25 protein-coding genes, 1 tRNA gene and 1 pseudogene are annotated in these 24,754 nt (G+C 55.8%); 12 read left to right on the forward strand and 15 right to left on the reverse strand.

Annotated features, from left to right (window positions below; genetic code table 11):
* Window positions 1-28 precede the first annotated feature (28 nt).
* Both Q0816_RS23735 and Q0816_RS23740 read left to right on the forward strand, forming a co-directional pair.
* Entirely contained in the window at window positions 29-964 is a 936-nt protein-coding gene (locus Q0816_RS23735; RefSeq protein WP_298855369.1) for a LysR family transcriptional regulator, read from the forward strand.
* Window positions 965-1,285: 321 nt separating this feature from the next.
* Window positions 1,286-2,016 (forward strand): annotated as a pseudogene (locus Q0816_RS23740) (IS3 family transposase); the annotation flags it as partial.
* 483 nt (window positions 2,017-2,499) lie between these two features.
* Here Q0816_RS23740 and Q0816_RS23745 read toward each other — a convergent pair.
* Window positions 2,500-3,504 carry an AraC family transcriptional regulator gene (locus tag Q0816_RS23745; protein WP_298855372.1) on the reverse strand — a complete coding sequence of 335 codons (1,005 nt, stop codon included), beginning with the start codon at window positions 3,502-3,504 and terminating at the stop codon, window positions 2,500-2,502.
* Window positions 3,505-3,646: 142 nt separating this feature from the next.
* On the opposite strand from Q0816_RS23745, the gene Q0816_RS23750 reads away from it, so the two are divergent.
* From Q0816_RS23750 to Q0816_RS23765, 4 genes are all read left to right on the forward strand, one after another.
* A complete protein-coding gene (locus tag Q0816_RS23750; protein WP_298855374.1) occupies window positions 3,647-5,044 on the forward strand; it encodes an amidohydrolase family protein in 1,398 nt (465 codons plus the stop codon).
* An 86-nt stretch (window positions 5,045-5,130) separates the two neighbouring features.
* The gene (locus Q0816_RS23755) at window positions 5,131-5,835 is read left to right on the forward strand and encodes a DUF3299 domain-containing protein (protein WP_298855377.1); all 705 of its coding nucleotides are present in this window, start codon (window positions 5,131-5,133) and stop codon (window positions 5,833-5,835) included.
* Complete coding sequence (locus Q0816_RS23760; RefSeq protein WP_298855380.1) at window positions 5,832-7,010, forward strand: carbohydrate porin; 1,179 nt, start codon at window positions 5,832-5,834, stop codon at window positions 7,008-7,010. Before Q0816_RS23755 ends, Q0816_RS23760 begins: the two co-directional genes overlap by 4 nt.
* Before the next feature lie 50 nt (window positions 7,011-7,060).
* Window positions 7,061-8,302: a membrane dipeptidase gene (locus Q0816_RS23765; RefSeq protein WP_298855383.1), complete on the forward strand. Its 1,242-nt coding sequence runs from the start codon at window positions 7,061-7,063 to the stop codon at window positions 8,300-8,302.
* Between the two features lie 516 nt (window positions 8,303-8,818).
* Here the strand turns inward: Q0816_RS23765 and Q0816_RS23770 are convergent.
* From Q0816_RS23770 to Q0816_RS23780, 3 genes are all read right to left on the reverse strand, one after another.
* A complete protein-coding gene (locus Q0816_RS23770; RefSeq protein ID WP_298855386.1) occupies window positions 8,819-9,127 on the reverse strand; it encodes a hypothetical protein in 309 nt (102 codons plus the stop codon).
* A gap of 11 nt (window positions 9,128-9,138) precedes the next feature.
* Entirely contained in the window at window positions 9,139-9,504 is a 366-nt protein-coding gene (locus Q0816_RS23775) for a hypothetical protein (protein ID WP_298855389.1), read from the reverse strand.
* Between the two features lie 307 nt (window positions 9,505-9,811).
* Window positions 9,812-9,887, reverse strand: a tRNA-Val gene (locus tag Q0816_RS23780).
* Window positions 9,888-10,194: 307 nt separating this feature from the next.
* Here Q0816_RS23780 and modA point away from each other — a divergent pair.
* Genes modA through modC form a run of 3 tightly spaced genes read left to right on the forward strand, consistent with a single transcriptional unit; the run spans window position 10,195 to window position 12,769 of the window.
* Window positions 10,195-10,974 (forward strand): molybdate ABC transporter substrate-binding protein, encoded by a 780-nt coding sequence (gene modA, locus Q0816_RS23785; protein ID WP_298855391.1) that lies wholly within the window; start codon window positions 10,195-10,197, stop codon window positions 10,972-10,974.
* A gap of 5 nt (window positions 10,975-10,979) precedes the next feature.
* Window positions 10,980-11,672, forward strand: coding sequence for a molybdate ABC transporter permease subunit (modB, locus tag Q0816_RS23790; protein WP_298855416.1), 693 nt, complete (start codon window positions 10,980-10,982; stop codon window positions 11,670-11,672).
* Window positions 11,669-12,769, forward strand: coding sequence for a molybdenum ABC transporter ATP-binding protein (gene modC / locus Q0816_RS23795; protein WP_298855393.1), 1,101 nt, complete (start codon window positions 11,669-11,671; stop codon window positions 12,767-12,769). Before modB ends, modC begins: the two co-directional genes overlap by 4 nt.
* A gap of 2 nt (window positions 12,770-12,771) precedes the next feature.
* On the opposite strand, the gene Q0816_RS23800 is transcribed toward modC, so the two are convergent.
* Together Q0816_RS23800 and Q0816_RS23805 are read right to left on the reverse strand one after the other, a co-directional pair.
* The gene (locus Q0816_RS23800; protein WP_298855394.1) at window positions 12,772-13,698 is read right to left on the reverse strand and encodes a Hint domain-containing protein; all 927 of its coding nucleotides are present in this window, start codon (window positions 13,696-13,698) and stop codon (window positions 12,772-12,774) included.
* Window positions 13,699-14,211, reverse strand: coding sequence for a toxin-activating lysine-acyltransferase (locus Q0816_RS23805; protein WP_298855396.1), 513 nt, complete (start codon window positions 14,209-14,211; stop codon window positions 13,699-13,701).
* Between the two features lie 187 nt (window positions 14,212-14,398).
* Between Q0816_RS23805 and Q0816_RS23810 the strand changes: the two genes are divergently transcribed.
* On the forward strand, window positions 14,399-14,806 hold the full coding sequence (locus Q0816_RS23810; RefSeq protein ID WP_298855398.1) for a hypothetical protein: 408 nt from the start codon (window positions 14,399-14,401) through the stop codon (window positions 14,804-14,806).
* Between the two features lie 3 nt (window positions 14,807-14,809).
* Here the strand turns inward: Q0816_RS23810 and hemF are convergent, their stop codons facing one another.
* The 4 genes from hemF to clpS are packed head-to-tail and all read right to left on the reverse strand — an operon-like array spanning window position 14,810 to window position 17,888.
* Window positions 14,810-15,694, reverse strand: coding sequence for an oxygen-dependent coproporphyrinogen oxidase (gene hemF, locus Q0816_RS23815; protein ID WP_298855400.1), 885 nt, complete (start codon window positions 15,692-15,694; stop codon window positions 14,810-14,812).
* A 5-nt stretch (window positions 15,695-15,699) separates the two neighbouring features.
* The gene (locus Q0816_RS23820; protein WP_298855401.1) at window positions 15,700-16,500 is read right to left on the reverse strand and encodes an SDR family oxidoreductase; all 801 of its coding nucleotides are present in this window, start codon (window positions 16,498-16,500) and stop codon (window positions 15,700-15,702) included.
* Window positions 16,501-16,537: 37 nt separating this feature from the next.
* On the reverse strand, window positions 16,538-17,503 hold the full coding sequence (locus tag Q0816_RS23825; RefSeq protein ID WP_298855403.1) for a class I SAM-dependent methyltransferase: 966 nt from the start codon (window positions 17,501-17,503) through the stop codon (window positions 16,538-16,540).
* 43 nt (window positions 17,504-17,546) lie between these two features.
* Window positions 17,547-17,888 (reverse strand): ATP-dependent Clp protease adapter ClpS, encoded by a 342-nt coding sequence (gene clpS, locus Q0816_RS23830; RefSeq protein ID WP_298855404.1) that lies wholly within the window; start codon window positions 17,886-17,888, stop codon window positions 17,547-17,549.
* A 92-nt stretch (window positions 17,889-17,980) separates the two neighbouring features.
* On the opposite strand from clpS, the gene Q0816_RS23835 reads away from it, so the two are divergent.
* Window positions 17,981-18,682, forward strand: a complete 702-nt coding sequence (locus tag Q0816_RS23835; RefSeq protein WP_298855405.1) for an HAD family hydrolase — start codon at window positions 17,981-17,983, stop codon at window positions 18,680-18,682.
* A 279-nt stretch (window positions 18,683-18,961) separates the two neighbouring features.
* Window positions 18,962-20,356, forward strand: coding sequence for a D-alanyl-D-alanine carboxypeptidase family protein (locus Q0816_RS23840; RefSeq protein WP_298855407.1), 1,395 nt, complete (start codon window positions 18,962-18,964; stop codon window positions 20,354-20,356).
* Window positions 20,357-20,413: 57 nt separating this feature from the next.
* On the opposite strand, the gene Q0816_RS23845 is transcribed toward Q0816_RS23840, so the two are convergent.
* The 5 genes from Q0816_RS23845 to Q0816_RS23865 form a co-directional block, all read right to left on the reverse strand.
* Complete coding sequence (locus Q0816_RS23845) at window positions 20,414-21,661, reverse strand: hypothetical protein (RefSeq protein ID WP_298855410.1); 1,248 nt, start codon at window positions 21,659-21,661, stop codon at window positions 20,414-20,416.
* Window positions 21,662-21,810: 149 nt separating this feature from the next.
* On the reverse strand, window positions 21,811-22,572 hold the full coding sequence (locus Q0816_RS23850) for a 5-oxoprolinase subunit PxpA (RefSeq protein ID WP_298855412.1): 762 nt from the start codon (window positions 22,570-22,572) through the stop codon (window positions 21,811-21,813).
* Between the two features lie 12 nt (window positions 22,573-22,584).
* On the reverse strand, window positions 22,585-23,583 hold the full coding sequence (locus Q0816_RS23855; RefSeq protein ID WP_298855413.1) for a biotin-dependent carboxyltransferase family protein: 999 nt from the start codon (window positions 23,581-23,583) through the stop codon (window positions 22,585-22,587).
* Entirely contained in the window at window positions 23,580-24,329 is a 750-nt protein-coding gene (locus tag Q0816_RS23860) for a carboxyltransferase domain-containing protein (protein WP_298855414.1), read from the reverse strand. Before Q0816_RS23860 ends, Q0816_RS23855 begins: the two co-directional genes overlap by 4 nt.
* 243 nt (window positions 24,330-24,572) lie before the next feature.
* On the reverse strand, window positions 24,573-24,754 hold a 182-nt coding region (locus Q0816_RS23865), incomplete at its 5' end, for a hypothetical protein (protein ID WP_298855415.1).

A 24,754-nucleotide genomic window follows, 5' to 3' on the forward strand; every position in this document is an offset into this window, starting at 1 on the left:
TCGACATAATTAGGATGACGCAAATAGCATGATGGACATGCGTGAAATGAATGACGGTCTAACTTCACTGGATATGCGGACCCTTCGGTTCTTGCAGCTCCTGCTTCGCACAAGCAGCGTGACAGGCACGGCAATGCATCTGGGGATCAGCCAGCCCGCCGCCAGTCGAATTCTCGCCCGGGTGCGCGACCTGATAGGAGATCCGGTGCTGATCCGAACGCAGTCCGGATACCAGTTAACGGATCATGCTCTGAGCCTGAATGAACCTGTCGATGCAGCGCTATCGGCCATAGCTGACGTCTTCAGGCCATCCGCCTTTGATCCGGCTCAGTCCAGCCATTGCTATCGCATCGCCTCGACAGATTACGGTGTCGCGGCTGTCCTGGGACCGATGATGGACGTCTTTGCCATTACTGCACCAAACTTAAGATTCGAGGTCTCGCCGCTGGTGCCGCAAAGTTTTGGCGACCTTGAAAATGGAGCAATTGATCTGCTGCTATACGCGGATTTGGATGCCAGGAACGACTTGCTCATTCAGAAGCTATTTGATGAAACCTACGAAGTTCTTTTCCGACAAGGCCATCCGCTCGAGGAACACGCAGCGCCACAGCGAGCCTTTACTCCGCAAGACGTGGCGCCTTACCGGTTAATCGAGTTCAGTTTTCCGGGCACGACAAGTTTGAAACCGGATACGATCATGCGGGAAGACGGAAACGCTTCGAATGCCGTATTCCAGCAGCCCTTCTTCACCACGCTTCCTTTCCTGGTAGGGCAGACGGATGCGGTTGCAGCTGTTCCCAAGCGGCTGGCAAAGCAAGTCCAGAAATTGACCTCTCTTTGTTCAGCTCCGTTTCAGTCGAGTTACGGTTTTTCCTATTATCTGGTCCGTCACGAGCGCAGCCGCTATAACCCGGCGGTCAATTGGCTGAAGGTACGAGCATTGGAGATCACCAAGTTTGACTGATCAGATGTTCGAGCCGTGATGCTGGTTTGAACGCAAGACTTTCGAAGTACAAAGAGGCCATCCCAATCACCAGTTGCTCCTGGGTCATGACGAAACCACAATCCATAAACGGCTGGTTTGTTGGGCGGAACTGAAACATCGACCGTTAACGTTACATCTTTGCTTAGAGCCGTGATCCAGGTTTTCTTCCACTTCCCCGCGTTGCTATCGCAGCGAATGTCTCCTTTGGCGATTGCCATGTTGAAGAGTGCAAGATTGACCTGCTCCCCTGAAAAGCCCTCGATTAGAGGTTAGCCTGTTCTCCAACGAAGGAGACAGACGATGAAGAGAAGCCGTTTCAGCGAAGAACAGATTATTGGCATTCTGAAGGAGCAGCAGGCTGGGCTTGGGGCGAAGGAACTGTGCCGCAAGCATGGGATCAGCGATGCGACATTCTACAAATGGCGATCTAAGTACGGCGGCATGGAGGTGTCTGATGCGCGTCGGCTTAAGACGCTGGAATCGGAGAACGCCAAGTTGAAGAAGATGCTGGCTGAGCAGATGATGGACGTTGCCACGCTGAAAGAGATGCTTGGAAAAAACTTCTGAGGCCCAATTCGAGGAGGAATGCCGAGGATTGGGCAACGAAGACTAAGGGCTACAATCAGCGCCGCGCTTGTGCGTTGGCGGGGATCGATCCGCGCGTGTATCGGCGCAAGTTGAAGCGACCGGCAGACACTGAACTGCGCGCCAGGATGAAAGAACTGGCGTCAGAGCGGCGTCGGTTCGGGTATCGGCGGCTGCACATCCTGCTCAAGCGTGAAGGCTGGGAAGTGAACTGGAAGAAGTTCTACCGGCTCTACCGCGAAGAAGGGTTAACCGTTCGTAAACGGGGCGGACGCAAGCGTGCAGTCGGCACCAGGACACCGGTGGCAATCCCGCAGGGGCCGAACCAGCGATGGTCACTCGACTTCATGTCAGACGCGCTGGAAGACGGGCGGCGGTTCCGGGTGCTGAACGTCATCGATGACTTCAGCCGGGAATGCTTAGCTGCTGTGGTGGATACCTGCCTTGGGAACACCTTTTGTAATCAAAGTTGTAACCTTCAAACGGACATGGCGCCTTGTTTGCAAGAGTTTTCTTTTGTTTCAAGAGGTTGGAATGGTGGGTGATGAGAGACTCGAACTCCCGACATCTTCGGTGTAAACGAAGCGCTCTATCCTAATCCGCACGTGCAACAAGGTGCTGTTCTCCACTGCCGCAACCAGCACTATCTTGGAGAGATGTCTAGTGTTGTCAGTGGCTTGAAGGTTGCACAATCTTCTGGACGTATCAAGATCATATGACATCTTTCTTAGATCAGGTCTGTCGCTGATCGAACTGAAACAAAGAGTTGGTGCAGCGGTGGCGCAGCGCTGCATGCACCGCCGCAGGGGCTATGGGGGCAATTGTCCCTCTGTGATCCCTAGATAGGGGCTCCAAAAAGTGTGTTGCAAATCCTTGTCGGCCCGCACTTGGTGTGTAATGGAAAAGCAGTCCAAGTATTCGCAACGTAACTATACACCGAGGCGGAACTTGGTCGGTGTCATTCCGGTTTGCCCTCGTAAAAAGCGAGTGAAATGGGACTTGTCGGAATAGCCGAGCATCAGACCAATCTCCGCAATTGTCATCCGGTCTTCTTTTAGGTGCTCCTTGGCGATATCGACACGCAGCCGTTTGATTTCGCGGGGTAGCGTTGTGCCTTGTTGCTGAAGCGCTTTCAGAAACCTCTCCTGCTGTATTCCCAGCAATCCCGCCACCACATTTGGTCCCAAATCGGTTTCATCTAGTTTGTCGCGTAAGACAGATCGCAAAGCTGCCACCACGGATACCTCTTCATCTTGTCGAGGCGAGGCTATGGGTTTGGCAGAGCCCTCAGAGACATGATGCAAAAACAACCATTCCACAGGAAAACTGATTTGCATTCCGGGATCGGTTCCCACGCCAACTTCGATCCCTTTGTAGTCGATAGGCAGACCATTGATGTATCTGCTTTCCCATCGCACGCACGAAGAGTCCCAGGAATCGCCGACAACGGTCTGCAATAGGCGTACATAGATTGCGGCACCAAAACCGGTCACCTGAACGGGGGGGACAGTTGGTTCCTGTTGCCTCTCGATACGATAAGTCGCTTTGTCTGCTTCAATGACGAGGCTGTGCCGCACAGAATTGGACTCCTGCGGTACGAGCTCAACAAAGCGAGTGAAAAACTCGAATAGCGTTTTTGTAGATTGCAAGGCTTGAGCGAACGGCGGCCATCCTTGTAGGTCAAACGCTTCCCCTACATTCAGTCCTAGGTATCGATCCCCTGATACTTCTGAGAAGGCATTCACTAAACCGTAGACCAGCTCTGAGTGAACGAACACAGATGGGTCAGACAACAGTTCAGCTTTCAAGCCGACCTGATCCAATGCTGGTTGCGGATTGATTTTACGTCGGGTGAGATATTGCAGAAACGGAGCTGCTAAGGAGAGGCGAATAAAGCCCTCGCTATGCTCTTGAGAGGTGGAGTTGAAAGGCAAGCTCGTCACCCTTGTGATGATTGGTCGATTTATTCAGTGGCCATTTTTACGATCACATTCGAACACGCCAATTCAAAAGTGGCAACCGATGCAGAGTTTTCCGGACTACAGTTGGCAAAACATGAATATGAAGGGAGTACTTATGTCCGGTCTACGAATGTCGCTTTGCTCGACGGTAATTGTCGCTGCAGGTCTTTCTTTTTCAGCGTCCGCGCAGGCTCAGGATCAAGAAGAACCCCAAACGTTGTTTACCAACGTGCACATCTTCGATGGCGTGAATGAACAGCGCATCGAGAATGCCAGCGTATTGGTCGAGGGCAACCTGATTAAGTCCGTATCAACCGATGCGATCGATGCCCCCAATGCTACAGTCATTGACGGAGAGGGGCGGACACTGACCCCCGGGTTTATTGAACTGCACGCGCATCTCATGCTGATGGGCCCGACCTTGCCTGCGATGGAAGCCAACACGACATGGGAGGACTTTGCCATACACGGTGCGCGGATGGCCGAGATGTATTTGATGCAGGGTTTCACCACTGTCCGGGATGCTGGTGGCGCTAATGGCGGACTACGTAGGGCGATAGACTCGGGGCAAATCGAGGGCCCTCGTTACTATCCATCTGGGGCGTTTATCGGAACACGCGGCGGTCACGCTGACTTCGCGAATTTCACAGCTCCACCGGGTTCAGAGACCAACATGAGCCGTCTGAACATGGCGCAAGAAGTTAGCGGTGTAGACGACGTTTACAGGTTCGCACGCAACAATTTCCGTATGGGCGCGACACAGTTGAAATTCATGCAATCCGGGGGTGTCGTTTCGGCTTTTGATCCATGGCAATTGCTAGCTGGATCGCCCGAGGAAATTAGAGCCGCCGTGCAAGTGGCTAATGAGTATGGCAGCTATGTCATGGCGCATTCCTATCGTAAGGAAGCTATCCTGAGCGCGCTCGACGCAGGTGTTATGTCAATCGAACATGGCTTTTCGTTTGACTGTGAAATTGCCGAAGTCATGAACGAGAAGGGTGCGTACATTACAACAAACCTAACGGCGTTTGACCCCGGCCTTCTCGACATTCCAGCTGTGGCGAATGTTCCGGCGAGCCTTGCCAAAGCAAAGTCCGCGTCGGCCACATTTGCAGGCTATATCGACAATATGAAAGAATGCCCGGTCAAGCGAGGGTTCCAGACCGACTGTGTTGGCTCGGTCGAGGCTTGCAATATCCAGATTGCCTACGAGAAACACCTGAACAATGAATTTTTCGGGCCCTATACGTCCATGGTCACGCTGACATCGACAGGTGGCGAGGTCGTCGCTTTGTCAGGTGACTTTATGAACCCGTATACCGCTGGAAAACTGGGCGTTATCGAGGAAGGAGCCTATGCGGATATCCTGCTAATCGATGGAAACCCACTCGAAGACTTCTCGGTTGTTGGCACGGGCGATCAGTGGTTCGGTGCCGATCCGAGGCCTGAAAGCCCAGATACGATCCGCCTGATCATGAAGGACGGCGTCATCTTCAAAAACACACTGGATTGACCTGTCTAAACAGCCGGAGAGTATTTATGCACCATTGGTTTCGCTCAGTAGTATTCGCAGGGTTGGTTTGGTGTGGACAGACTGCCATGGCGACGCCTGAAGCCGCGTTGGACTGGGCAGACCTGCCGGACCCATCCTCGCAGGTCTTTGAAGACCCCTATCGTGATCTCAGCCCGGAACAATTCGATGATATCCTTTACGTTGTGCGGCTGCGCGGCAGGTTGCAGCAGGACAGTGGCAGCGAAGAAGAGAGGCAGAAATGGCAAGCGCTTTTGATCGAAACTGAGGATGCATTGGCAGTTGAAGGAATTGATGTCGACTGGCTGCTCGATCAGCGGGAGGTTGTAACGGAACGTCGAAGAAAGGCTGGGACGAACGGAAATCAACAATTCGATGGTCAAACTATCACACTCGCGGGCTTTGCCATTCCTGCTCCGAGTGATCCGGACGGTCGGCCTGTGGCATATTTGGTGCCAGAACGAGGGATGTGCAGTCACATGCCTCCACCTCCGCCCAACCAGATGATACGTGTACAGTTGAATGGGGACTGGACGCCCAGCTATTTCCACGAACCCGTTCGGCTGACCGGCAAGCTGACTATCGATCCTTCTGTTCAAAATATGATGGTTGTGGACGGCCTTATGCCTATGAATGCGACTTTCCAGCTAGAGACGGAACGTGTCGAAACTCTGGAAACCGAGGTAGACAGGCTAGAATGGAAGCAGCGTGCCGCTGATCGTATCCGAGCGGCGGGCAATCGCAAGACCGGCGGGGCAAAGGCGTCTGAATGATAAGACTTCTCGTTGCCGCATTGAGTATTGCCTTTGCCGGCGCTGCGTCGGCTCAAGGTCTGTCTGGGCCCTCTTCGGTCGAAGCTGATCTAGAGCCCGGAGATGGTCTAACTGATCCGCAATATCGTTCCGATTTTCCACGCAATGTCGCACCGAGATGGTTTCAATGGAAAGACCGACTGGCTGAGGGTGGGTTTCGGTTCAACATTGATTACTTGGCATTGGGTCAAACTACGAATGCTGATCTGGGAACCGGCGAGGCGGCCAGCGGAATTGCGCGTTTCTACGGCAGTTGGCAGGCAACTGAACGAGGGTCTCTGACGTTCAAGATCGAAGACCGGCACAGTTATACCGATGTTGCCCCGCAATTCCTTGGGCTAGATGGTGGAGCGCTTTCAATCACAGGGACAGCCTTCAACGATAATGGGTTGCTATTGACCAATCTGTTCTGGACCCAAAGGGCGGAGAACGGTTCGTGGACGCTGCAAGTCGGCCAGATTGATGTAACGGACTTTGTGGACATCTATGGGTTGGTAAGCCCCTACAGTGGTTTCCAAAACCTGTCTTTCAATACCAATCCGACAATTAACACGCCCAACCAAGGTCTTGGCATTGCCGGTGGGGTAAAGCTGAGCGAGAATCTCTACGCCGTTGCAAGCGTCTCAGACGCAAACGCCGACCCGTCCGATCCAAACTTTGATGTGTTTAGCGACGGTAATCTCTTCAAATCACTCGAATTTGGTTACACCTCCGGCTTTGATCGCATCTACTTCGACAACATCCATCTGACCCTCTGGCATGCGGATGCGGCTGACGATGGTAGCCGTCCAGAAGATTACGGCGCCGCGTTCTCTGTCGCATGGTTTGTTGACAATAAATGGATGCCGTTCTTTCGGGCTGGGGCCTCAAAGGGGACCGCAGCGCTTTATGACCGGTCCGTCTCCGCGGGTCTGGGGTACTATGGTCGCAATACCGATCTGGCCGGGCTGGGCCTGAACTGGGCCGAGGCAAGAGGCATAGACGGTGACCAATTCACGCTCGAAGCATTCTACCGGTTTTCAATCTCGCCCGGACTGCAGATCACGCCATCACTGCAGTTCATTTCTGACCCGCTGCTGAACCCCACTCAGGATAGCATTACGCTGTTCGGTCTAAGAACCCGGATCGTGTTCTGAGGTGGATCGGAAGTGGCAGCTAAGATCAAAACAGTTAGGGAGGTTCTGTCATGAAGACCCTGTTGGCCGCATGCGCCATAGCGATCACTTTTGGTGGCGCACTACACGCCAGCGAGGAAAGCAAGACTTGGGATGGGTCAGAAGAGGCGAAGCAATTCGTGCAAGACACAATCGTCCTCGGCATGTTGGCCAGCCCCTACGGCACTGGTTGGACCGACTACGACCAGCTTCATATCTACTTCGCGCGGGCTCGGGACAACGGCATTACGGGACACGAGATGACGCTGGCTGCTGCGGATATGTCGTTTGAAACCCTGCTAGAGCAGCACTATCACTTTCGCTCAGCCATGGCGCAGCAACCGGAAAACTACCTGATCGTCAATGAAACCCGAGATATCGAAGCCGCCCATATCCAAGGCAAGACGGCCGTCATCTGGAACAGCCAAACCGCCACAATCCTGAATGGCGATCTTAAGAAAATGGCATTGTTAAAGGATATGGGGATCAAAAGTATGATCCTGGCTTACAATGACATTTTCCGAACCGGATCGGGGCAGTTGGCGGCCTTTAACGGGCGCGACATTGGTCTGACGCCTTGGGGGAAGTCGGTCATCGATGAAATGGTGCGGTTCGGCATCCTGCTCGACCTAAGCCACACGGGCTCCAAAACGGCCAATGACGCCATGGACTACATGGACGAAAATTACTCCAGTGTGCCATATGTTTACACACACTCAGTCCCCGCTGGTCTTTACGCAAACGAACCCAATGCAACACCAAAAGGGTGTTATCGGGCCATTCCTGACAAAGAGGCGTTGCGCGCAGCCAAGTCCGGAGGATACATTTCTCCGACGTTCACTGAATGGATGATGGACGGCGTTTGGCCCGAGGATATCTCGCCCAAGCAGGCCGCTGATATGATCGACTATTATGTCCAACTTGTAGGGGTCGACCATGTCGGGATCGCAACGGACGACATGTTCTCGACCGAGCTTGTTGTGCAGTTCGCAACTGAAAACGCGAGCATGTACGATGATGGCGGCTACATGATCGACGCGTTCAACAGAGGGGCTACTGGTAACGGTGAACTTGCAAAAATCCTTGCGGCGATTACCGATGAACTTTGGGCGAGGGGTTACTCCAACGATGACCTTGCAAAGATTTATGGCGGCAACAAGATGCGAGTTTATGCGCAAGTTTGGGAAGGCAAACCACCCGAACTATTCCTGAAAGAGTACCCGGAGCGTCTGCGCCTAAGGCAAGAACTTCGTGATGGGTTCTATTCGCGTTAGATTTTTGGAAGCTTGCCGAAAGAAGACAGATTACATCCCGCAGGGGCGAGGCTAACGCCCCGCCCTTTGCTAGGTTGTCCCGCTTCCAAAGAGGTTGCAGGTTGCTGTAGTGGCAAAGTTCGATGAGGTGCTTCAAAGAACGGGCAGCCGAAAGAAGGGTAATGTGGTCCACCTCCCACTGACCATATCGCTCCCATGTCATGCCTTCTGTGAACCGGGCCTCTATTTGCCGCGATAGTGTGTCCTTGGAACAGCCAACCGACTTGGACGGTCTTGCGCGACCCATCAGCACTTGTCCCGACCGGTTTAGTACCGACCTAAACATACGGTAAGCGGGATAGGCTGCGCGACACTTCCGATCCCGCTTTACCGTTTTCTCCGCATTGCACTGCACGCATTGGCGATTGCTGACGTAACGCTCAGCTATGTGCCCAAACTTACAAGGACGACCCGTCCAGAAACGAGAAAGGCCGCACAGGGCGGCCTCTTCACGAGTTAGGAACGTCTGTTCCGCTGCTATGTCAAACGGCATTTGGCTACTGCCGCCACCTGACGACCTTCCAACCGGGCAAGCAACTCAACCTGTCTCGGGCCTTTCGCATAGACCGGTCCACTGTTGACCTGACCCGACAGCAGCCAGTTCTGCAGTAGGTTCCGCATTCTCTGAGATGGCATGTAGAGCGTTACCCGACGCCTTGGTTGGTAATCTCGCCCGGCGTTGTTAACCCCACCCACACGAATTGCGGATCGGAACAGCCACTGTACTAATTCGGTCAACGCATAAGCATCCGAGAACCTTCGAGCCTCGTGGCTGTCGCGCTTCATACCCAAGAAGGTCAACAGTTGTGGGTTGGGGTTTCTCCTTGCTGCAACCGTCTCTCGCGGCGGTTGTTGATCTTGGGTCGCCGGACAGGCTTGACCGGGTTCCCATGTGGCAGGTTCTGCCGCCAATCCTCACAGGCGACATCAAGGGCGTGCTGCAACCAACCCAGTTCCCTCACCACAGTCGCCGCCTTCATGGATTTAATGCGCTGGTCTCGATAGTAGACAAAGTCAGCGGATCGCAGCTTGCTGACCTTCCTGCTGGCTAACTGGGAGCATTTACGCAGGAACCCGTTGATTGCAAAACTTTCATTGTCCGCGCACCGCTTCTCGCTCGTGATGTTATCTCGGTATTTTCTCAGCACTTCACCAAGTGTCATCTCGGATGCGTTCACACTGAGGTCTGGGGTTAGCAATCCTCTGTCGGCGCTCAACTCCGTCTCTCGCGCCCACTTCGCCGCATCAGCACGCCTTAGAAAGGACTTGGATCGGGATTGCCCGTCCTTCCGAACCGTCGCCTGACACTTCCCGCTAGGCCGTTTTACGATTGTTGCCATGGCCCATATCTCCTGTGTTGGAGACATCTTTTCCGTTTAAGTGCAGTGGAGGCGCAGCGGACACAGTTTCATGCGTAGCACAACAAAAGGTGCTAGTCGCGTAAGACCTTGATACATTGTGGGGAAAGGATGGTGGGTGATGAGAGACTCGAACTCCCGACATCTTCGGTGTAAACGAAGCGCTCTACCAACTGAGCTAATCACCCGTGACGCTGCATTTAGCCAAGCCAGAGGACGGACGCAAGAGGGTCTGGAAGATTTTCTTGCTTTCCTTGATCAGCTGCCGATCAGCGTGACATCGCTTTGACTGTTGATCGGACCTTTGGGTGCCTCGGGACACTTCTCAGATCAAGGCAGGCATTGTCCCAACGGCACCTGACCGATAGAGATTGGTTTCGAAAAACGTTCAGCACTGAAAAGGGATCATGCGTGTAAATGATCAAAGGCGCTTGCGTGTCACCTGTGGCCTCCGATATTCCCGAAGAGACTGAAACTTTCCGGTCGGGAGTGTACATGACCCTATCCTTCACCCGCCGATTCTGGATGGTGGCACTGGTCGTCGTCGCAACGGCGCTTGCTCCAATCCGGGCAGGGGCCGAAGGAGTTCTGGTCTTTGCTGCGGCCAGCCTCAAGACTGCATTGGATGAGATTGCAACAGGGTATGAACATCAATCCGGCCAGAAAGTTACCGTTTCTTATGCGGCAACATCAATTCTGGCACGACAGATTCAGCAGGGCGCGCCTGCAGATGTATTTATCTCGGCCAACCCAGACTGGATGAATGTGTTGGAGACGGACGGTTTGATCCGGGCGGATACAAGGGTGGACTTGCTGGGCAATGATCTGGTTTTGATCGGGGCTGTCGACCGCACAGAGGTGGGCGAAATCCAGCCTGACTATGACCTCAAGGCAGAGTTGAAGGATGGCTATCTGGCCATGGCACTGGTCGATGCTGTACCTGCAGGGATCTATGGCAAAGCTGCTTTGCAGGGCCTGAACCAGTGGGAGGCTGTGCGAAGGCAAGTGGCGCAGGCCGATAACGTGCGCGCTGCACTGGCACTGGTGGCAGCGGGTGCCGCGCCACTTGGAATCGTGTACCAATCAGATGCCAAGGTGGAAAAAAGGGTCCGTGTCGTGGCTACATTCCCTACCGAATTGCACCCCGCGATCGTTTATCCTGCGGCAGTAACGACCCATGCAAAAGAAGGAGCACAAACGTTCCTTGAACATCTACAGACGGATGCCGTCACGGCTGTGTTTCTGGAGCAGGGGTTTACCCTGCCGGACAGATGACTCTGTTGGATTGGTTGGGCCCTGCTGAAATTGAAGCCTTGAAGCTCTCTCTGCGCGTGTCCTTCTGGGCGACGCTGGCGACCTTGCCGTTTGGGATTATTGTGGCCTACGCTCTGGCGCGTTGGCGGTTTCCCGGGCGGCAGGTATTGAACGGTCTGGTGCATTTACCGCTGATCCTACCACCGGTTGTCACGGGTTATCTGTTGTTGCTGACCTTCGGCATTCAGGGGCCGCTAGGGAGGTTTCTGGCAGAGTTCGGGATCGTCGTGGCTTTTCGCTGGACAGGTGCGGCGCTTGCAGCCGGGATCATGGCCTTCCCTTTGATGGTCCGGGCAATTCGTTTGTCTGTCGAAGCGGTGGACCCGAAACTGGAACAGGCAGGAGCCACGCTGGGCGCGTCGCGCGCGATGGTGTTTCTCACGGTGACCTTGCCGATGATTTTGCCCGGGGTCATAGCGGGGGCCATTTTGGCTTTCGCCAAGGCCATGGGTGAATTCGGTGCGACGATTACCTTCGTGTCCAATATTCCGGGTCAGACGCAAACACTACCTTCGGCAGTTTACGCATTCTTGCAGGTGCCGGGTGGCGAGGCCGCAGCGACTCGACTGGTTTTGATCTCGATCGTCATCGCGATGAGCGCGTTGTTGCTGTCGGAATATGTCGGACGACGCGCTGCCGCGCGGGTGGCCGGATCATGAGCCTGTCTGTTCGGTTACACCACCATCTGCCGGGGATCGATCTGGACGTCAGTTTTGATGCGCCACCGGGCGTGACGGTGCTATTTGGGCGTTCCGGATCGGGCAAGACCACCATCGTCAACGCAGTGGCAGGGTTACTGCGGCCACAGGCGGGGCGAGTGGCCGTGGATGACTGGGTTCTGTTCGACTCGGAGCAAGCGTATTGGTTGCCGCCGCATCGGCGTCGATTGGGGTACATTTTTCAGGAAGGGCGGTTGTTCCCTCATTTGACTGTGCGCCAGAACCTTGCTTTTGGGCGATGGTTCGCTCCGAAGAATACACGACGCGAAGATCCCGACAAGGTCATCGACATGCTGGGCATCGGTCACATTCTGGACCGCAGACCTGCCGGGTTGTCAGGCGGTGAGAAACAGCGCGTGGCCATCGGGCGGGCCTTGTTGGCAAGCCCCAGATTGATCCTTGCGGACGAACCTCTGGCGGCGTTGGATGATGCCCGAAAAGCGGAAATCCTGCCTTATTTCGAGCGTCTCAGAGATGAGGTGTCTGTTCCCATTCTGTATGTGACCCATTCGGCTGCCGAAGTGGCACGATTGGCCACGTCCGTCGTGGTGTTGCAGGACGGCAAGGCCGTTCGTCACGGGCCCGCATCCGAAGTTCTTGCCGATCCGTCGGTAGCCCCGGCCGGTGTCCGTGCCGTTGGGGCTGTATTGGAGGTTCGAGTTCTGAAACACCACTCCGACGGGTTGACGGAATTGAACGCCAATGGAGCGAGGCTGTTTCTGCCCCGCATCGAACATGAGGTCGGAGCCCATCTGCGTATCCGCATTCCGGCGCAGGAAGTAATCCTGTCCAACCAAAAGCCCGAGGGGCTGTCGGCGCTGAACGTGCTCAGCGGCACGGTCGAGTCGATCCGATCGGGCGAGGGGCCGGGCGCGATCGTGTCGGTAAAGACCCCGGCGGGAAATGTTCTGGCGCGGGTCACGCGTCGATCCGTTGCCGCACTGAACCTGCAACCGGGCAGCCTTTGTCACGCGGTGATCAAAACGGTCGCATTGGCTCCGCAGGATGTCGGCGGGCGCATAGCGACCAGTACTTAATCTCAGGCAAGTGCGCGGGCTTCATGTTCGCGTAGAATAAGACGTGCGGCGCGCCCGAACCCGGTATAACCGGAAACTGGCCCATCCGGGAATATTGCTGCCAGTTCCCGCAGTGCGTCTGAGGACAGTGTGTACAGCGCCTCTTCCCCCAGAAACAGGCTTTCGGCCTGGGCACCATCGGCGCTCAGGATTTCATGTCGATCCAGCAGGATGTGCAGATACTGAACCCATTCAATCGATGTATCGATTTCGATTCCTGGCCATCCGCACAGGTGTTTGGCAGCAATCAGCGCTTCTCGTTCGCCAAAAAACAATTCGACTTTCGGGCCCTTCACCAGAATCCGGTGCTGCTGTGACACCAGAAGGTCCTGTGAGGGCGAATTCGGACCCAGACTGTCCGCCGAGATACGAACAGGCCGCATCGCGGGTTCATCGCATAACCGTTCGGGCGGAATCATACTGCTTTCGATCCAGCGAATAGGTTGCAGCCCGTGATCGGCGGTATTCACCCTGTGCCCGATACCAAGTGTTTCTATGGCGCGCGGGCCGTCTTCAGTCTCGATCAAAGTTCCGGCAGCGAAACAGACGCCTTCTATTCTGATGACCACTTCCACCGGGTTCGGTGTGCCAGTGAACGGAAGAGTAAACGCGCCGATTTGCGTTGTGCCCGAGACGCTGATGAAAAATGAATCGAAGACAACTTCACCTTTATCCAGACCATCGAAATAAGTCGGATCGACGGTATAGGTCCACTCTCCTGTGCTCGCGTCTATTGACGCGGTACCGTTGGCGGGCGGCGTCGCAATTGCCCAGGTTTGTGTGATCGCGTTGAATGTTCCATTGTTCAGCGTGGGTTGTCCCATCTCCACATTGGGTGGGAACCCGGTCACATCACCGGTCAGTTCGCCTGTGATTGGAACAGAAACCAATTAACCCTCGCCTTGCTGCAACACGCGTTCAAACTCCTTCTTTCGATACAGGCGCATATGGACCTCACCTGATTCATCCCGCGCCCATTCGACAATGCGGTTGCGTGTCATGTCGCTGTCCATCCGGTTGGTACGTACGCGCGGATGAGGGATTTCTTGTTTGAGGATATCAACAATTTGGCTGGTCTGTCCAAACGGGGCCACCAGATCGATGATCCAGAACGACGATCCACTGGTGAAATCCCTGTCCATGAGGGGTTTTTCCTGCACGGCATAGTGGTATTCGGCCTCGGGGCTGAGCCCGGCAAAAGTGACAAAGCCACGTGGATAGCCATTTTGTCGGAAGACCTGATACTGGCCCAGACGAAACGGGGTTTCGAACGCATACAGAACCTGCGCCAGGCTGCGATTTTGATGCGTTTTCGTCAGCCCTGCCAGATAGAACATAGCACCCAGATCGGCGTATTTCTCGGGCGGGAAATCGAACCAGTCTTTGGGAAAGTTCTTGCTCAATGGTTTAGGCCAGTAATCTGCAGTGAACCAATACGTTACAGGTAGTGTACTGCTTTCCCGTAATTTAGGTAGAAGAAATTCTCGAGCGCAGTAAGCGTATGCTCACACCCGGTTTGTCCCACTTTACTCGCAGGTCGTCCCGGCTATGCTATTAGTATCGGAACCCTTATTTCGGGATACCAGGATCATGCGTTTTGTTAAGATTTTCGCCCCTGCTGTGCTTGTGTTGATGCCTGCTCTGGCTGGGGCCGTTGGTTTCGGCCTGTCTGTCCGACCGCAATTCCGTACCGAGATCACACCGCTGCCGGATGGGGTCTACGAGGTCAAGGCTGTCGGGTCGTCGGCACCTGTGAACTATTGGTGCGGAATTGGCGATTATGCGCTGCGTACTCTGGGTGTTCCAAACAACCAGCGGATCTATATCTGGCGGGCCTATGAGCCCGGTGTGCGAACAGTTCAGTTTGCCCTGACTTCGCCACCGGGTGCGGATACCAAGCCGGGGTATTCCGTCACCGTCAGGAAGGTGGGGGCAAACATGTCGGCGGTGTCGGCGCAGAACTACTGCTACGACAACTTCATCATGGACACGTTCTGAGCGTCAGACCCATTTCGCCATCGGCGGTAAGCTCATCAGAACAGCATCCGGGTCATGGCCGGTTTCCAGCCCGAATTTGGTGCCACGGTCGTAAACAAGGTTGTATTCCGCATAAAGACCACGATGCACCAGCTGAGCGGTCTTGTCGGCATCCGAGAAGCCCTGCACGCGTCGCTTTTCGACCAAGGGCAGGAATGCAGGCAGGAAAGCCCGACCGATATCCTGCGTCAGGGCGAAATCGGCCCGCCAGGCCCCGGAGCAATAATCATCCATGAATATCCCGCCCACACCGCGTGCACGTTTGCGGTGTGGAATATAGAAATACTCATCTGCCCAGTCTTTCAGGCGCGGATAATGCCCGGGCCCATGCGGGTCCAGATGCGCCTTCTGCGTCGCGTGAAAATGCGCTGTATCTTTGTCATACTCGATGCACGGGTTCAGGTCCGATCCGCCTCCGAACCACCAGGCGTGCGGAGTCCAGAACATGCGTGTGTTCATGTGCACCGCCGGGACATGCGGGTTCTGCATATGCGCCACCAGGCTGATCCCCGAAGCCCAGAACCGCGGATCCTCAATCATACCAGGGATGCCTTTGCGAGCAGCCATTGCCTGTTGTGCGCGTTCGCCTAGTGTGCCGTACACGGTTGAGACATTGACCCCGACCTTTTCAAACACACGCCCACCGCGCATCACGGACATCAGACCGCCACCTGCGTCCGAACCGTCCTCGGACTGGCGTGTGGTTTCCTTGACCTCGAACCGGCCGGGTTTTGCGTCAGAGAACGGGCCGGTGTCGTGGCTGTCTTCTAGGGCTTCGAACGCGGCAACAATGTCGCCGCGCAATTGGCGAAACCAGGCGGAGGCGGTGGTTTTTTCTGTGTCGAACATGGGTCTCAATGTGCAGGTGCTGCGACAGGGTCAAGCAATGTACGACCGCCATCGATTGTCAGGATTTGACCCGTGATAAAACCGGCTGCATCGGATGCCAGATACTGCGCGGTTTCAGTCAGCTCGGTCGCCGAGGCGATACGCGCCAGCGGCGTGTGCTTTTCGATATCGTCGCGGAAATCGCGGTTTTCTTTCAGCGTCGATTGCAGCGAAGCACTCATGACCGAGCCGAGCGCGATCGAATTGACCCGGATGCGGTTCGGTGCCAGCGCCACGGCCAACGACCGGGTCATTTGATCCAACGCTGCAGTCGACACGGAATAAGCCAACAGATCGGGATGCGTGCGGCGAGCTGCAATGGAAGACAGGTTGATGATCGAGCCTGCCGGATTTTCATCATCATCCCCGGCCTGTTTGATCATGCGTTTCGCGGCCAGCTGACTCAGCCGTAGGGCAGGCATCAGGTTCTGGTTCAGCAAGGTGCGCATGGAATCGTCATCGGGGTCCAGCGGATCAGACGGGATCACCTGACGCGCGCCGTTGATCAGGATATCCACCTGATCAAACGCATCCAGTGTGGCTGACAGCAGGTTGGCAATGGTCAGCTTTTCGCGCAGATCCCCGGCAAAATAGCGGATGTTGCCGTCGTCTGCCTGTTCGCCCAGTTCATCGACCAGGCGTTTTTCATCCATGTCGGCGAACATGACGTTTGCGCCCGCATCCGCGAAATGCCGCCCTATGGCCAGACCGATACCATTGGCTCCGCCAGTTACGATTGCTGTCTTACCTGCGATGGAAAAGGACATCCGAATCCTCCTGAATTGTGGGGCAGGTTAGCGGGCCTTAACGCCGAGGGCGAGAGGCCTGGAACACCTTGAACCGGTTGTCGCCGGCGGCTTCACGAACCTGAGCGAAGTGATCGTTCAGTGTTGCTTCATAAGGAAGATGGCGGTTGGCGACCATCCACAAGGTTCCGTTGCGCGTCAGATTGCGGGCTGCTGCGGCGATGAAACCCTGACCCAACGCGGGATCCGCGCTGCGCGACGTGTGAAACGGGGGGTTCATAACGACCGTATCGATAGGCTCTGGTGCGGTCCATGTCACGGCATCGGACCAGTAAAACCGGGCCTTTGGGTCTGATGCGTTGATATGCGCACAATTGAGAGCCGCATGGTCTGCTTCGACCAGATGCACGGATTTCACTCCGTCACGCTTCAGGATGCCTGCGGATAAATACCCCCAGCCCGCGCCCAGATCGGCCACGCGAGGTCCAAGTTTGGCGGGAAAGGTTTTCAATAGCATAGCTGAGGCGGGATCGGTACCGTCCGCCGAAAACACACCTGGCGCCGTCTGGTATCCATCGACCATCTGCGCCTTTGGTGCGGCCCAATCGGCAAAGGCTTGAGCATCTGCATAAAACCAGAAAATCTTGCCATGCGCTTTGGACAGAGGCCCTTCGACCGAGACCCTCTTGCGCACATCTTTCAGAATACTGTCTACACCGTCGGTTTTTGCCCCATCGACAACGACATAGCCACCCGCCCGTGAGCTGGCCTGCTGGATCATCGCCTTCGCCAAAGCCTTGGCGCGCGGCAGAAAGACAAGGGCATTCTGACACGGGCTTTCAGCTACGGGCACTGTTTCGAAGCCAAGCGCCCCGAAATGGTCGTGAAAAGGTTTGAAGGGCTGCACCACTTGAACCCCTTTTGGCAGCACCGAAAGATTATGGTCCGGCGTGGGGCAGATCACAGACAGGGATTGCGACAGCAACAGGCCGTTTTGCAATGCAAGTTCCAGGCGAGGGGACATGGGCAATTCCGACAGAAAGTGGGTGAGCGTCAGGCGAAAAGCCTTATTCTTCGCGTTCCATGGTGCATTGCAGCGGGTGCTGGTGCCTGCGGGCAAAATCCATCACCTGGCCAACTTTGGTCTCGGCAATCTCGTGACTGAAGACGCCAACGACTGCTACACCCTTTTTATGCACGGTCAGCATGATCTCGAACGCCTCGGCGTGGGTCATGCCGAAGAATCGCTCCAGCACATGAACCACGAACTCCATCGGAGTGTAATCGTCATTCAGCAACAGCACCTTGTACAAAGGCGGACGCTTGGTTTTTGGGCGCGTCTGCAACAGAACGGACGCCTCATTGTCGTCGTCAGGTTCGTCAGACATCATCCAGGTGTTTTCCAGCATCGTAGGCAACTGTCCGATTCAGGCTTGGGGTTTATCCTCGCGCTTATATAACGTGGGCACGGCTGGTGAAAAGAGCAAGCGGGCGTAAACAGATGGCGGAAAAACTGACGACAATCGGATTCGATGCCGACGATACCCTTTGGCATAACGAGCGGTTTTTTCAGCTGACGCAGGCCCATTTTGCCGAATTGCTGTCTGATCACGCCGACCGGGACCATCTGATGGAGCGTCTTCTTGCGGCGGAAAAACGCAACATTCGCCATTACGGCTATGGCATCAAGGGATTTGTCCTGTCGATGATTGAAACCGCTATAGAAGTCACGGATGACCGTGTTCCGGCCTCGGTTATTCGACAATTGATCGAAGCCGGGCAAGAGATGCTGGCCTATCCCATCGAGTTGTTGCCCCATGCCCGCGAAGCCGTGGAAGGTATGACCGGCTTTTACAGAGTTGTCTTGATCACCAAGGGGGATCTGATTGATCAGGAGCGCAAACTTGCTCAATCCGGTCTGGGCGATCTGTTCGAGGCGGTGGAAATCGTATCGGAAAAGACACCCGGAACATACCAGTCCGTATTTGAGCAATACGGTGATGGCCCGGCGGCCGCGATGATGGTTGGAAATTCCATGCGGTCCGACGTTGTGGCTCCGATTCAGGCAGGATGCTGGGGTGTCTATGTCCCGCACGGCCTTGTCTGGGAGGTGGAGCATGCCGATGCCCCGGTCGACTGCCCCCGATTCCGTGAATTGAGGGATTTGGGTGATCTGGCCGATCTGGTGCACAGCCTGAAGTAATGTTGCCTTTTGGCCGCAGTTCCACAAAAACCCGCTCAGGCAAGGACGAATTTCTGCCGCAATCACACATTTTGTGGGTTCGGTGCCGGTTCTGTCTAGATATAGCGGCAGTTCCGGCGCATAACGAAACCGCGAAAAGCTCAGCTTTCAGTTTATTTCATTGGGTCTCTGTGATAGCCTTGAGGATAATAAAATATAATTTGCCGACCGGGAAAAGCCGGCGGCGCGAGGCAGACAGAGGCAAAAACCGTGCAGATTCGGCGGACAGTTCCGGCCCGAATGGGCTTATTCCTTATAGCGTTGCTATGTGTGCTGGCGTTTGCGCCACTCAAATCCATGGCGGCACCTTACGCGGCAATGGTGATTGATGCCCGAACCGGAGAGGTTCTGCATTCGCGCAATGCCGATACCCGACTGCACCCGGCTTCGCTGACCAAGATGATGACGCTTTATGTTGCGTTCGAGGCGGTGCGAAACGGTGAGATCGCGCTGGATACTCAGGTTCGGATCACCAAAAAGGCAGCAGCAGAACCGCCGTCGAAGCTGGGCCTGCGCTCAGGCCAGACGATTGCGTTCCGCTATCTGATCCGCGCGGCTGCAGTGAAATCGGCCAATGATGCGGCCACCGCCATCGGGATTGCCATCAGCGGATCCGAGGCGGCCTTTGCGCGCCGCATGACCCGGACTGCCAAATCGATGGGGATGAGCCGCACGACATTCAAGAACGCTCATGGTCTGACCGAGTCGGGGCATCTTTCGACTGCGCGCGACATGACCACGCTGGGACGGCATCTGCTCTATGATTACCCGCAGTACTACAACCTGTTCTCGCGTCAATCGACGCATGCGGGAATCAAGACTGTGCCCAACACCAACCGCCGCCTGCTGGCTGCCTACAAAGGGGCTGACGGTATCAAGACCGGGTACACCCGTGCCGCGGGCTTTAACCTGGTGGCGTCGGCAAAACGCAAGGACGAACGGATCATCGCAACCGTCTTTGGCGGAAAATCCGGCGCCTCGCGGAATGCCAAGGTTGCGGAACTTCTGGATATGGGTTTCCGTCGTGCGCCGTCGCGTGCACCCATTCGTAAACCGGCACGCCCGGCCTATGCAGGCAATACCGGATTGGGCACGAGCACGCAGGTGGCGCGCCTGAGCGGCGCGCCGAAATCCAGTCTGCGCCCGGTTGTCAGACCGACGGCCGCGACACAAGTCGCAAGTGCGGTTGCAGCCGCGGCCGATCAGAACAGCGACCGCATCACCAGCGGTATTGCGGCCGCCATAGCTGAAGCGGATATCGCACCTACCGCGCCTCCGGTCGAAACCTCAGATACCCGCCCGGCATTGCGTCCGGACAATCTGGTGCTGGCTTCGACCGAAACCCCCAATCAGCCCGAGCCTGAGCAGGAGGTCGTTACCCGCCTGTCCTCGTCTGGTGGGCATTTGTGGGGGGTCAATGTGGGCCGCTATACCACACGGTACGAGGCCGAGAAGATCCTGCTGAAAACTGCATTGTCAGAAATGACCACGCTGGAAGGTACGCTGCGCAAGGTGAACCAAAGCTCGCGTGGTTTCGACGCAACATTTCAGGGCATGACCCGCGAACAGGCCGACCTGGCTTGTCGCCGTCTGCAGGCCCGCAACGTCACCTGTTTCATGATCGGGCCATCATAAGGCTCGGCATATTCTCTCCTGAATGGGTCTGGGCTGCGGTGTTCCGCGGCCCTTTTTTTAATCGAAAACGTGGCCGTGCTGGTATTGTTCATCCTGTCCGGCGGCGGCTGTCAGGGCGGCGACGTTGTCCTTGGTGAAGAACCCATCATACTTGTGACACCGCTCGATATATTCGGTGATCAGTAGGGTGTGTTTTGAGTGTTTCGAGAAGATCTGTTTCAGGTTCGGGTCGTCCTTGCACTCGCCTACCACATGGGCCAGGAATGGCACGCCCTTGTCCTTCAGGGTGTTCACAACGAAATCGACGTTCTTTTCCCCTGCACCGTGATCGCCATCCTGAATCTCGACAGCCATGTGATGCAGGCGACGGCCAAAATTACGTACGAAATCCTCGGTCGGCATCGGCAGTTTGGCGAAGGAGTTGACGAAAGATGGCGTGTTATTTGCGGTGAACACCTTGGCTGGGGATTTCTTGTCGTCATCCACGCTGGCGTTGCGGTTCACGTTGGTCGACGAGTTCATGTCGAAGATGTTGTAAGCGCCCCAGAAATAGTAGGGCACCATAGTCAGGAATTCGAGGATTGCATCCTCGCGCTCACCCGCCAGCACCCGTGTCGCAAGATGGTCGATTCCCAGCATGAGCGGGGCGATCTTGCTTTCGGATCCGAAGGCAGCGGCCTGTTCCAGACGGGCCTGCTCTGAGTCGCTCAGCAACACGCGATCGCCAAGGCCAAGGCTGTCGGTGTCGTTGAAGTCATGAGTTGAATACCCAACCCGGTTGCACGTGAAATCGGACGGTGTGGTGAACCGGAATCCGTCCGATGTGTAGAACGGGTTTTCGGTGTCGCCGGAATACTCGAAGCGAATATTCTGCTCCTCAAGCGTTCCCGTCAGTGCGTTCAGATCACAGGCCGCGAAAACCTCGCCAACATAGCGCGTCTGCGGCATGTTGCGCGCCAGGGGATACATGCGATTGATGCGGGGTATGAAGTCTTCAAAACCGGGGCTGAGCGGGGCCATCAAAATCAGCGCCGGGTAGTCGGAATGCGAATGCAGGACCGAGAATTTGTGGGTCCGTCCCAGATAGCTGGCAGTGTGTCGATAGGGCGTCATCACGTAAAGCTCGACCATTGTGTCGAACAGCGCATCAGGTTCGACCTGAATGACGATGGCACGCATCGGTCCGACCTGATCCGCAATGCCAGAGCTTGTACGGCGATCAAAGATTTTCGGCAGGTACTCGTTGAAGAAGTCCGAATTCTTCTTGTCGCCCCGGGGCTGATAAGACATCAGATCAAATGACATTCGACGATCTCCTTGCGCTTGCCCGCTGTGGGTCAACGCATTGTTTGAAATTGTAGTATTCAGAACATGCACTTGCCTGCCATGCTAGGCGCTGAAGCCTGCACGGGCAACAGTCGTGAACTTGGAACGTTGAAGTTAACGCAGGATGGTCAGCGGGTGAATTTCGTGACCTCGACACCGCCCCTGATCAGGCTTTCGCGAACCGAGCGGGCGATTTGAACTGCCGTTGGGCCGTCCCCGTGCAGGCAGATCGTGTCGATGGATGTCTCCAGCCGATTGCCGCTTTCCGTGATGATTGCGCCTTCGCGGACCATGTTCAGGATGCGTGGCCCGGCAACATCGGCGTCGTGGATTACAGCACCGGGCAGGCTGCGGTCGACCAATGTGCCATCGTCATTATAGGCGCGGTCGGCAAAGATCTCGCCCACCCATTTACACCCCAGCTCGCGCACGGCGTCTTCCTGTTTTGTCGCCGCAAGAACCATCACGATGATGTCGGGATCGACGTCCAGCGCGCCCTGATAACAGGCCCGCGCCATATCGATATCGGCCGAACACATATTGGCCAGCGCACCGTGCAGTTTGAGGTGCCGCACTTTGGTGCCAACCGCCCTGGCCATGCCCATTGCCGCACCCAACTGATACCGCACCAGGTTTCGCAGATTGTCATGGGGCAGTTTCATGTTCCGACGACCAAAACCCTGCAGGTCGGGAAAACCGGGATGCGCGCCGATACCCACATTGTTTTCGGCTGCCAGTTGCATCGTCGTCGCCATCACATCCGGGTCGCCCGCATGAAAGCCACAGGCAATATTGGCAGATGTGATGATCCTCAGCAGGCTTTCGTCATCGCCCAATTTCCAGGGGCCAAAGCTTTCCCCCATATCTGCATTCAGATCGACGCTTGGCATCGGCACATCTCCTTAGTCGGTGGCAGAGATCACTCCGCCGATCAATTGGTAGGACAACAGATCCGGGATATCATGCGGATCACGCACCAGCGCCTCGACTTTTGCAGGCAGTCGCGCAAGATCCGACAAGAACGCTTTGTGCAATTCATTGGCCTGATCCATGCTGACAAACTCGAAGCGGATGGCTCCGCCTGCGGGCGTCTGCGCCGCGCGGGACATATCGCAGGGCAAAACTGTCGCGATGCGAGGATACCCGCCCGTGGTCTGACATTCCGGCAGCAGGATGAACGGGTCTCCGGTGCCTGTCATCTGGATATCACCGGGGGTGATCACCTCGGACAATATGTTCAACTGTCCCGAGGCCGCAAACCCGTCGCCGTCGCTGTCCACATGCATTCCCATCCGATTGGCGCGCGCGCCACGATAGAATGAGGTGTGGCTAAATCTGTCAAGCGTTGCGTCATCAAACAAGGGTGTTTGAAAGCTGGGGACAACCCGCAACACTCCACCCGAGAAGCGTTCCGCAGGGGTCAGTTTCAATCCAGCGTCGCCTGCATCAGGGCTGCAGCTCAGCCTGTCACCTTGTTGCACCGACCGACCGATCCGCGCCGTCAGGTGTGCCGAACGAGATCCTAGAAAAACCTCGGAATCTATGCCGCCGCCCAAATGAAGATAGCCGTAGTTGCCTTGCAGAGCCGCCCCGATGGCCAGCCTTTGTCCGGCGTCCAAGTGATGTGAGGCGTTCCAAACCACGGGGCTGCCATCAATACTGGCCTGCATCCGGGCACCGGTCAAAGCAATGCGCATGTTCTGTGTGGCCTCAAACTCGCCACCCATCCCGGCCATTTCCAGCGCGGCAAGCTCCGGGCTCTGCCGCAGCAACGCAGCTCCTTCGTGCAGGGCCAGAGTGTCGGCCGCTCCGGATCGGGACAGGCCCTGATCCAGATAGCCGCTGCGCCCCTGATCCTGAATGGTACAAGCCGGGCCGATACTGCGAACGATCAGGGTCATTGCGTGATCTCCTCGCAGGTGGCGCCGCCTGCGCCGTCGTTGTTATTGGCCCGGATGTGCTCCAGCTCTTCGCGGGTGGCTGGCTCGAACAACAATTCGTCTCCGGGTCTCAGCGGGAACGTCTCTGTCACGTCCGGTCGGAAGCACCGAAAGTTGGTTTGCCCGACATGCCGCCATCCGGTTGGGGTTGGTCCGGAAAACAGTACAAATTGAGAGATCGCCAGAACCAGTGCACCCTCGGGAACCATGGGGGTCAGGTTTTGCAGCCGGGGAATATTGAACTCGGGGGCCAATGGTCCAAGGTATGGTTGCCCAGGGGCGAACCCGATTGTCAAAACCCGCACACGGGATTGTCCAAGCCGCCGTATTGCGTCTTCCGGCGTCAGACCAGCAGCAGCAGCCGCGTCATCCAACTGAGGCGCAAGGTCGGTTCCATAGACAGTAGGAACACGCCACAGCCTGCGGCCCGTTGGTAATGGAGTGGTATACCAGTCCTTTTGGCCAACCAGGTCCTCAAGCTTGCGCAACATCTGCTGATGGGAAACGCGTTGCGTATCAAACCGAACAAAAGCCGAGCCCAGCGAGGCCGACGACTCGGTGACCTCAACCCATTGAAGCCGATCCACTTCGGATCGAAACGCCAAAGCTGCCCGGTTTGCGGTCTCAGACATCGTGTCCGCAAATGTCACAAGCGCTCCGTCAAATCCGACGGTTCTGACCAGAGGAAACTGAAAGTGGCGCGCCATGCCTGTCCCGCTTTTGATCCAGAGATAAGATTGCCGCGACCAGACCGTATCTCCGAGGGATGTGCAAGATGGGTGTTCAGAACCTTAGTGCTCTGAAGGAGCCATCAGAACTATGAGAGTCTCTCGGACTTGGAATGCGCCCAAATCTGAAATTGAAGACTTTCTGCGACGAATCCAGGTGGAATTCCGAGTCGTTTCATTGGCCCGAGTCGCTTGGCCTTGTGTCCGGCATTGGTCGACTCCCTATATGTAGTAGCGTTGTCTTTTGCCTTGGGCGTTCTTCGAATGATGCCCGCTTGGAATTACTCTGGTTGGCGCGATAACGGTCGCCTCGACGTAAAAGTAAGATATTGAAAATAAATGATTAAAGAACTTTTTGAGAATTTCTTTTGTTTTTGTGTATTTTCCACTTGCGGCTTGGTCGG

Origin of the sequence: uncultured Ruegeria sp. (genome assembly GCF_947497005.1) — a bacterium.
Taxonomy (GTDB): Bacteria; Pseudomonadota; Alphaproteobacteria; order Rhodobacterales; family Rhodobacteraceae; genus Ruegeria.

What these genes read in the sequence shown, in the direction of transcription:
- Q0816_RS23735 (WP_298855369.1), top strand. Translation starts at nt 29, where the DNA reads ATGATGGACATGCGTGAAATGAATGACGGTCTAACTTCACTGGATATG.
- Q0816_RS23750 (WP_298855374.1), top strand. Translation starts at nt 3,647, where the DNA reads ATGTCCGGTCTACGAATGTCGCTTTGCTCGACGGTAATTGTCGCTGCA.
- Q0816_RS23755 (WP_298855377.1), top strand. Translation starts at nt 5,131, where the DNA reads ATGGCGACGCCTGAAGCCGCGTTGGACTGGGCAGACCTGCCGGACCCA.
- Q0816_RS23760 (WP_298855380.1), top strand. Translation starts at nt 5,832, where the DNA reads ATGATAAGACTTCTCGTTGCCGCATTGAGTATTGCCTTTGCCGGCGCT.
- Q0816_RS23765 (WP_298855383.1), top strand. Translation starts at nt 7,061, where the DNA reads ATGAAGACCCTGTTGGCCGCATGCGCCATAGCGATCACTTTTGGTGGC.
- Q0816_RS23770 (WP_298855386.1), bottom strand. Translation starts at nt 9,127, where the DNA reads ATGAAGCGCGACAGCCACGAGGCTCGAAGGTTCTCGGATGCTTATGCG.
- Q0816_RS23775 (WP_298855389.1), bottom strand. Translation starts at nt 9,504, where the DNA reads ATGACACTTGGTGAAGTGCTGAGAAAATACCGAGATAACATCACGAGC.
- modA (WP_298855391.1), top strand. Translation starts at nt 10,195, where the DNA reads ATGACCCTATCCTTCACCCGCCGATTCTGGATGGTGGCACTGGTCGTC.
- modC (WP_298855393.1), top strand. Translation starts at nt 11,669, where the DNA reads ATGAGCCTGTCTGTTCGGTTACACCACCATCTGCCGGGGATCGATCTG.
- Q0816_RS23810 (WP_298855398.1), top strand. Translation starts at nt 14,399, where the DNA reads ATGCGTTTTGTTAAGATTTTCGCCCCTGCTGTGCTTGTGTTGATGCCT.
- hemF (WP_298855400.1), bottom strand. Translation starts at nt 15,694, where the DNA reads ATGTTCGACACAGAAAAAACCACCGCCTCCGCCTGGTTTCGCCAATTG.
- Q0816_RS23820 (WP_298855401.1), bottom strand. Translation starts at nt 16,500, where the DNA reads ATGTCCTTTTCCATCGCAGGTAAGACAGCAATCGTAACTGGCGGAGCC.
- Q0816_RS23825 (WP_298855403.1), bottom strand. Translation starts at nt 17,503, where the DNA reads ATGTCCCCTCGCCTGGAACTTGCATTGCAAAACGGCCTGTTGCTGTCG.
- clpS (WP_298855404.1), bottom strand. Translation starts at nt 17,888, where the DNA reads ATGCTGGAAAACACCTGGATGATGTCTGACGAACCTGACGACGACAAT.
- Q0816_RS23835 (WP_298855405.1), top strand. Translation starts at nt 17,981, where the DNA reads ATGGCGGAAAAACTGACGACAATCGGATTCGATGCCGACGATACCCTT.
- Q0816_RS23840 (WP_298855407.1), top strand. Translation starts at nt 18,962, where the DNA reads ATGGGCTTATTCCTTATAGCGTTGCTATGTGTGCTGGCGTTTGCGCCA.
- Q0816_RS23845 (WP_298855410.1), bottom strand. Translation starts at nt 21,661, where the DNA reads ATGTCATTTGATCTGATGTCTTATCAGCCCCGGGGCGACAAGAAGAAT.
- Q0816_RS23850 (WP_298855412.1), bottom strand. Translation starts at nt 22,572, where the DNA reads ATGCCAAGCGTCGATCTGAATGCAGATATGGGGGAAAGCTTTGGCCCC.
- Q0816_RS23855 (WP_298855413.1), bottom strand. Translation starts at nt 23,583, where the DNA reads ATGACCCTGATCGTTCGCAGTATCGGCCCGGCTTGTACCATTCAGGAT.
- Q0816_RS23860 (WP_298855414.1), bottom strand. Translation starts at nt 24,329, where the DNA reads ATGGCGCGCCACTTTCAGTTTCCTCTGGTCAGAACCGTCGGATTTGAC.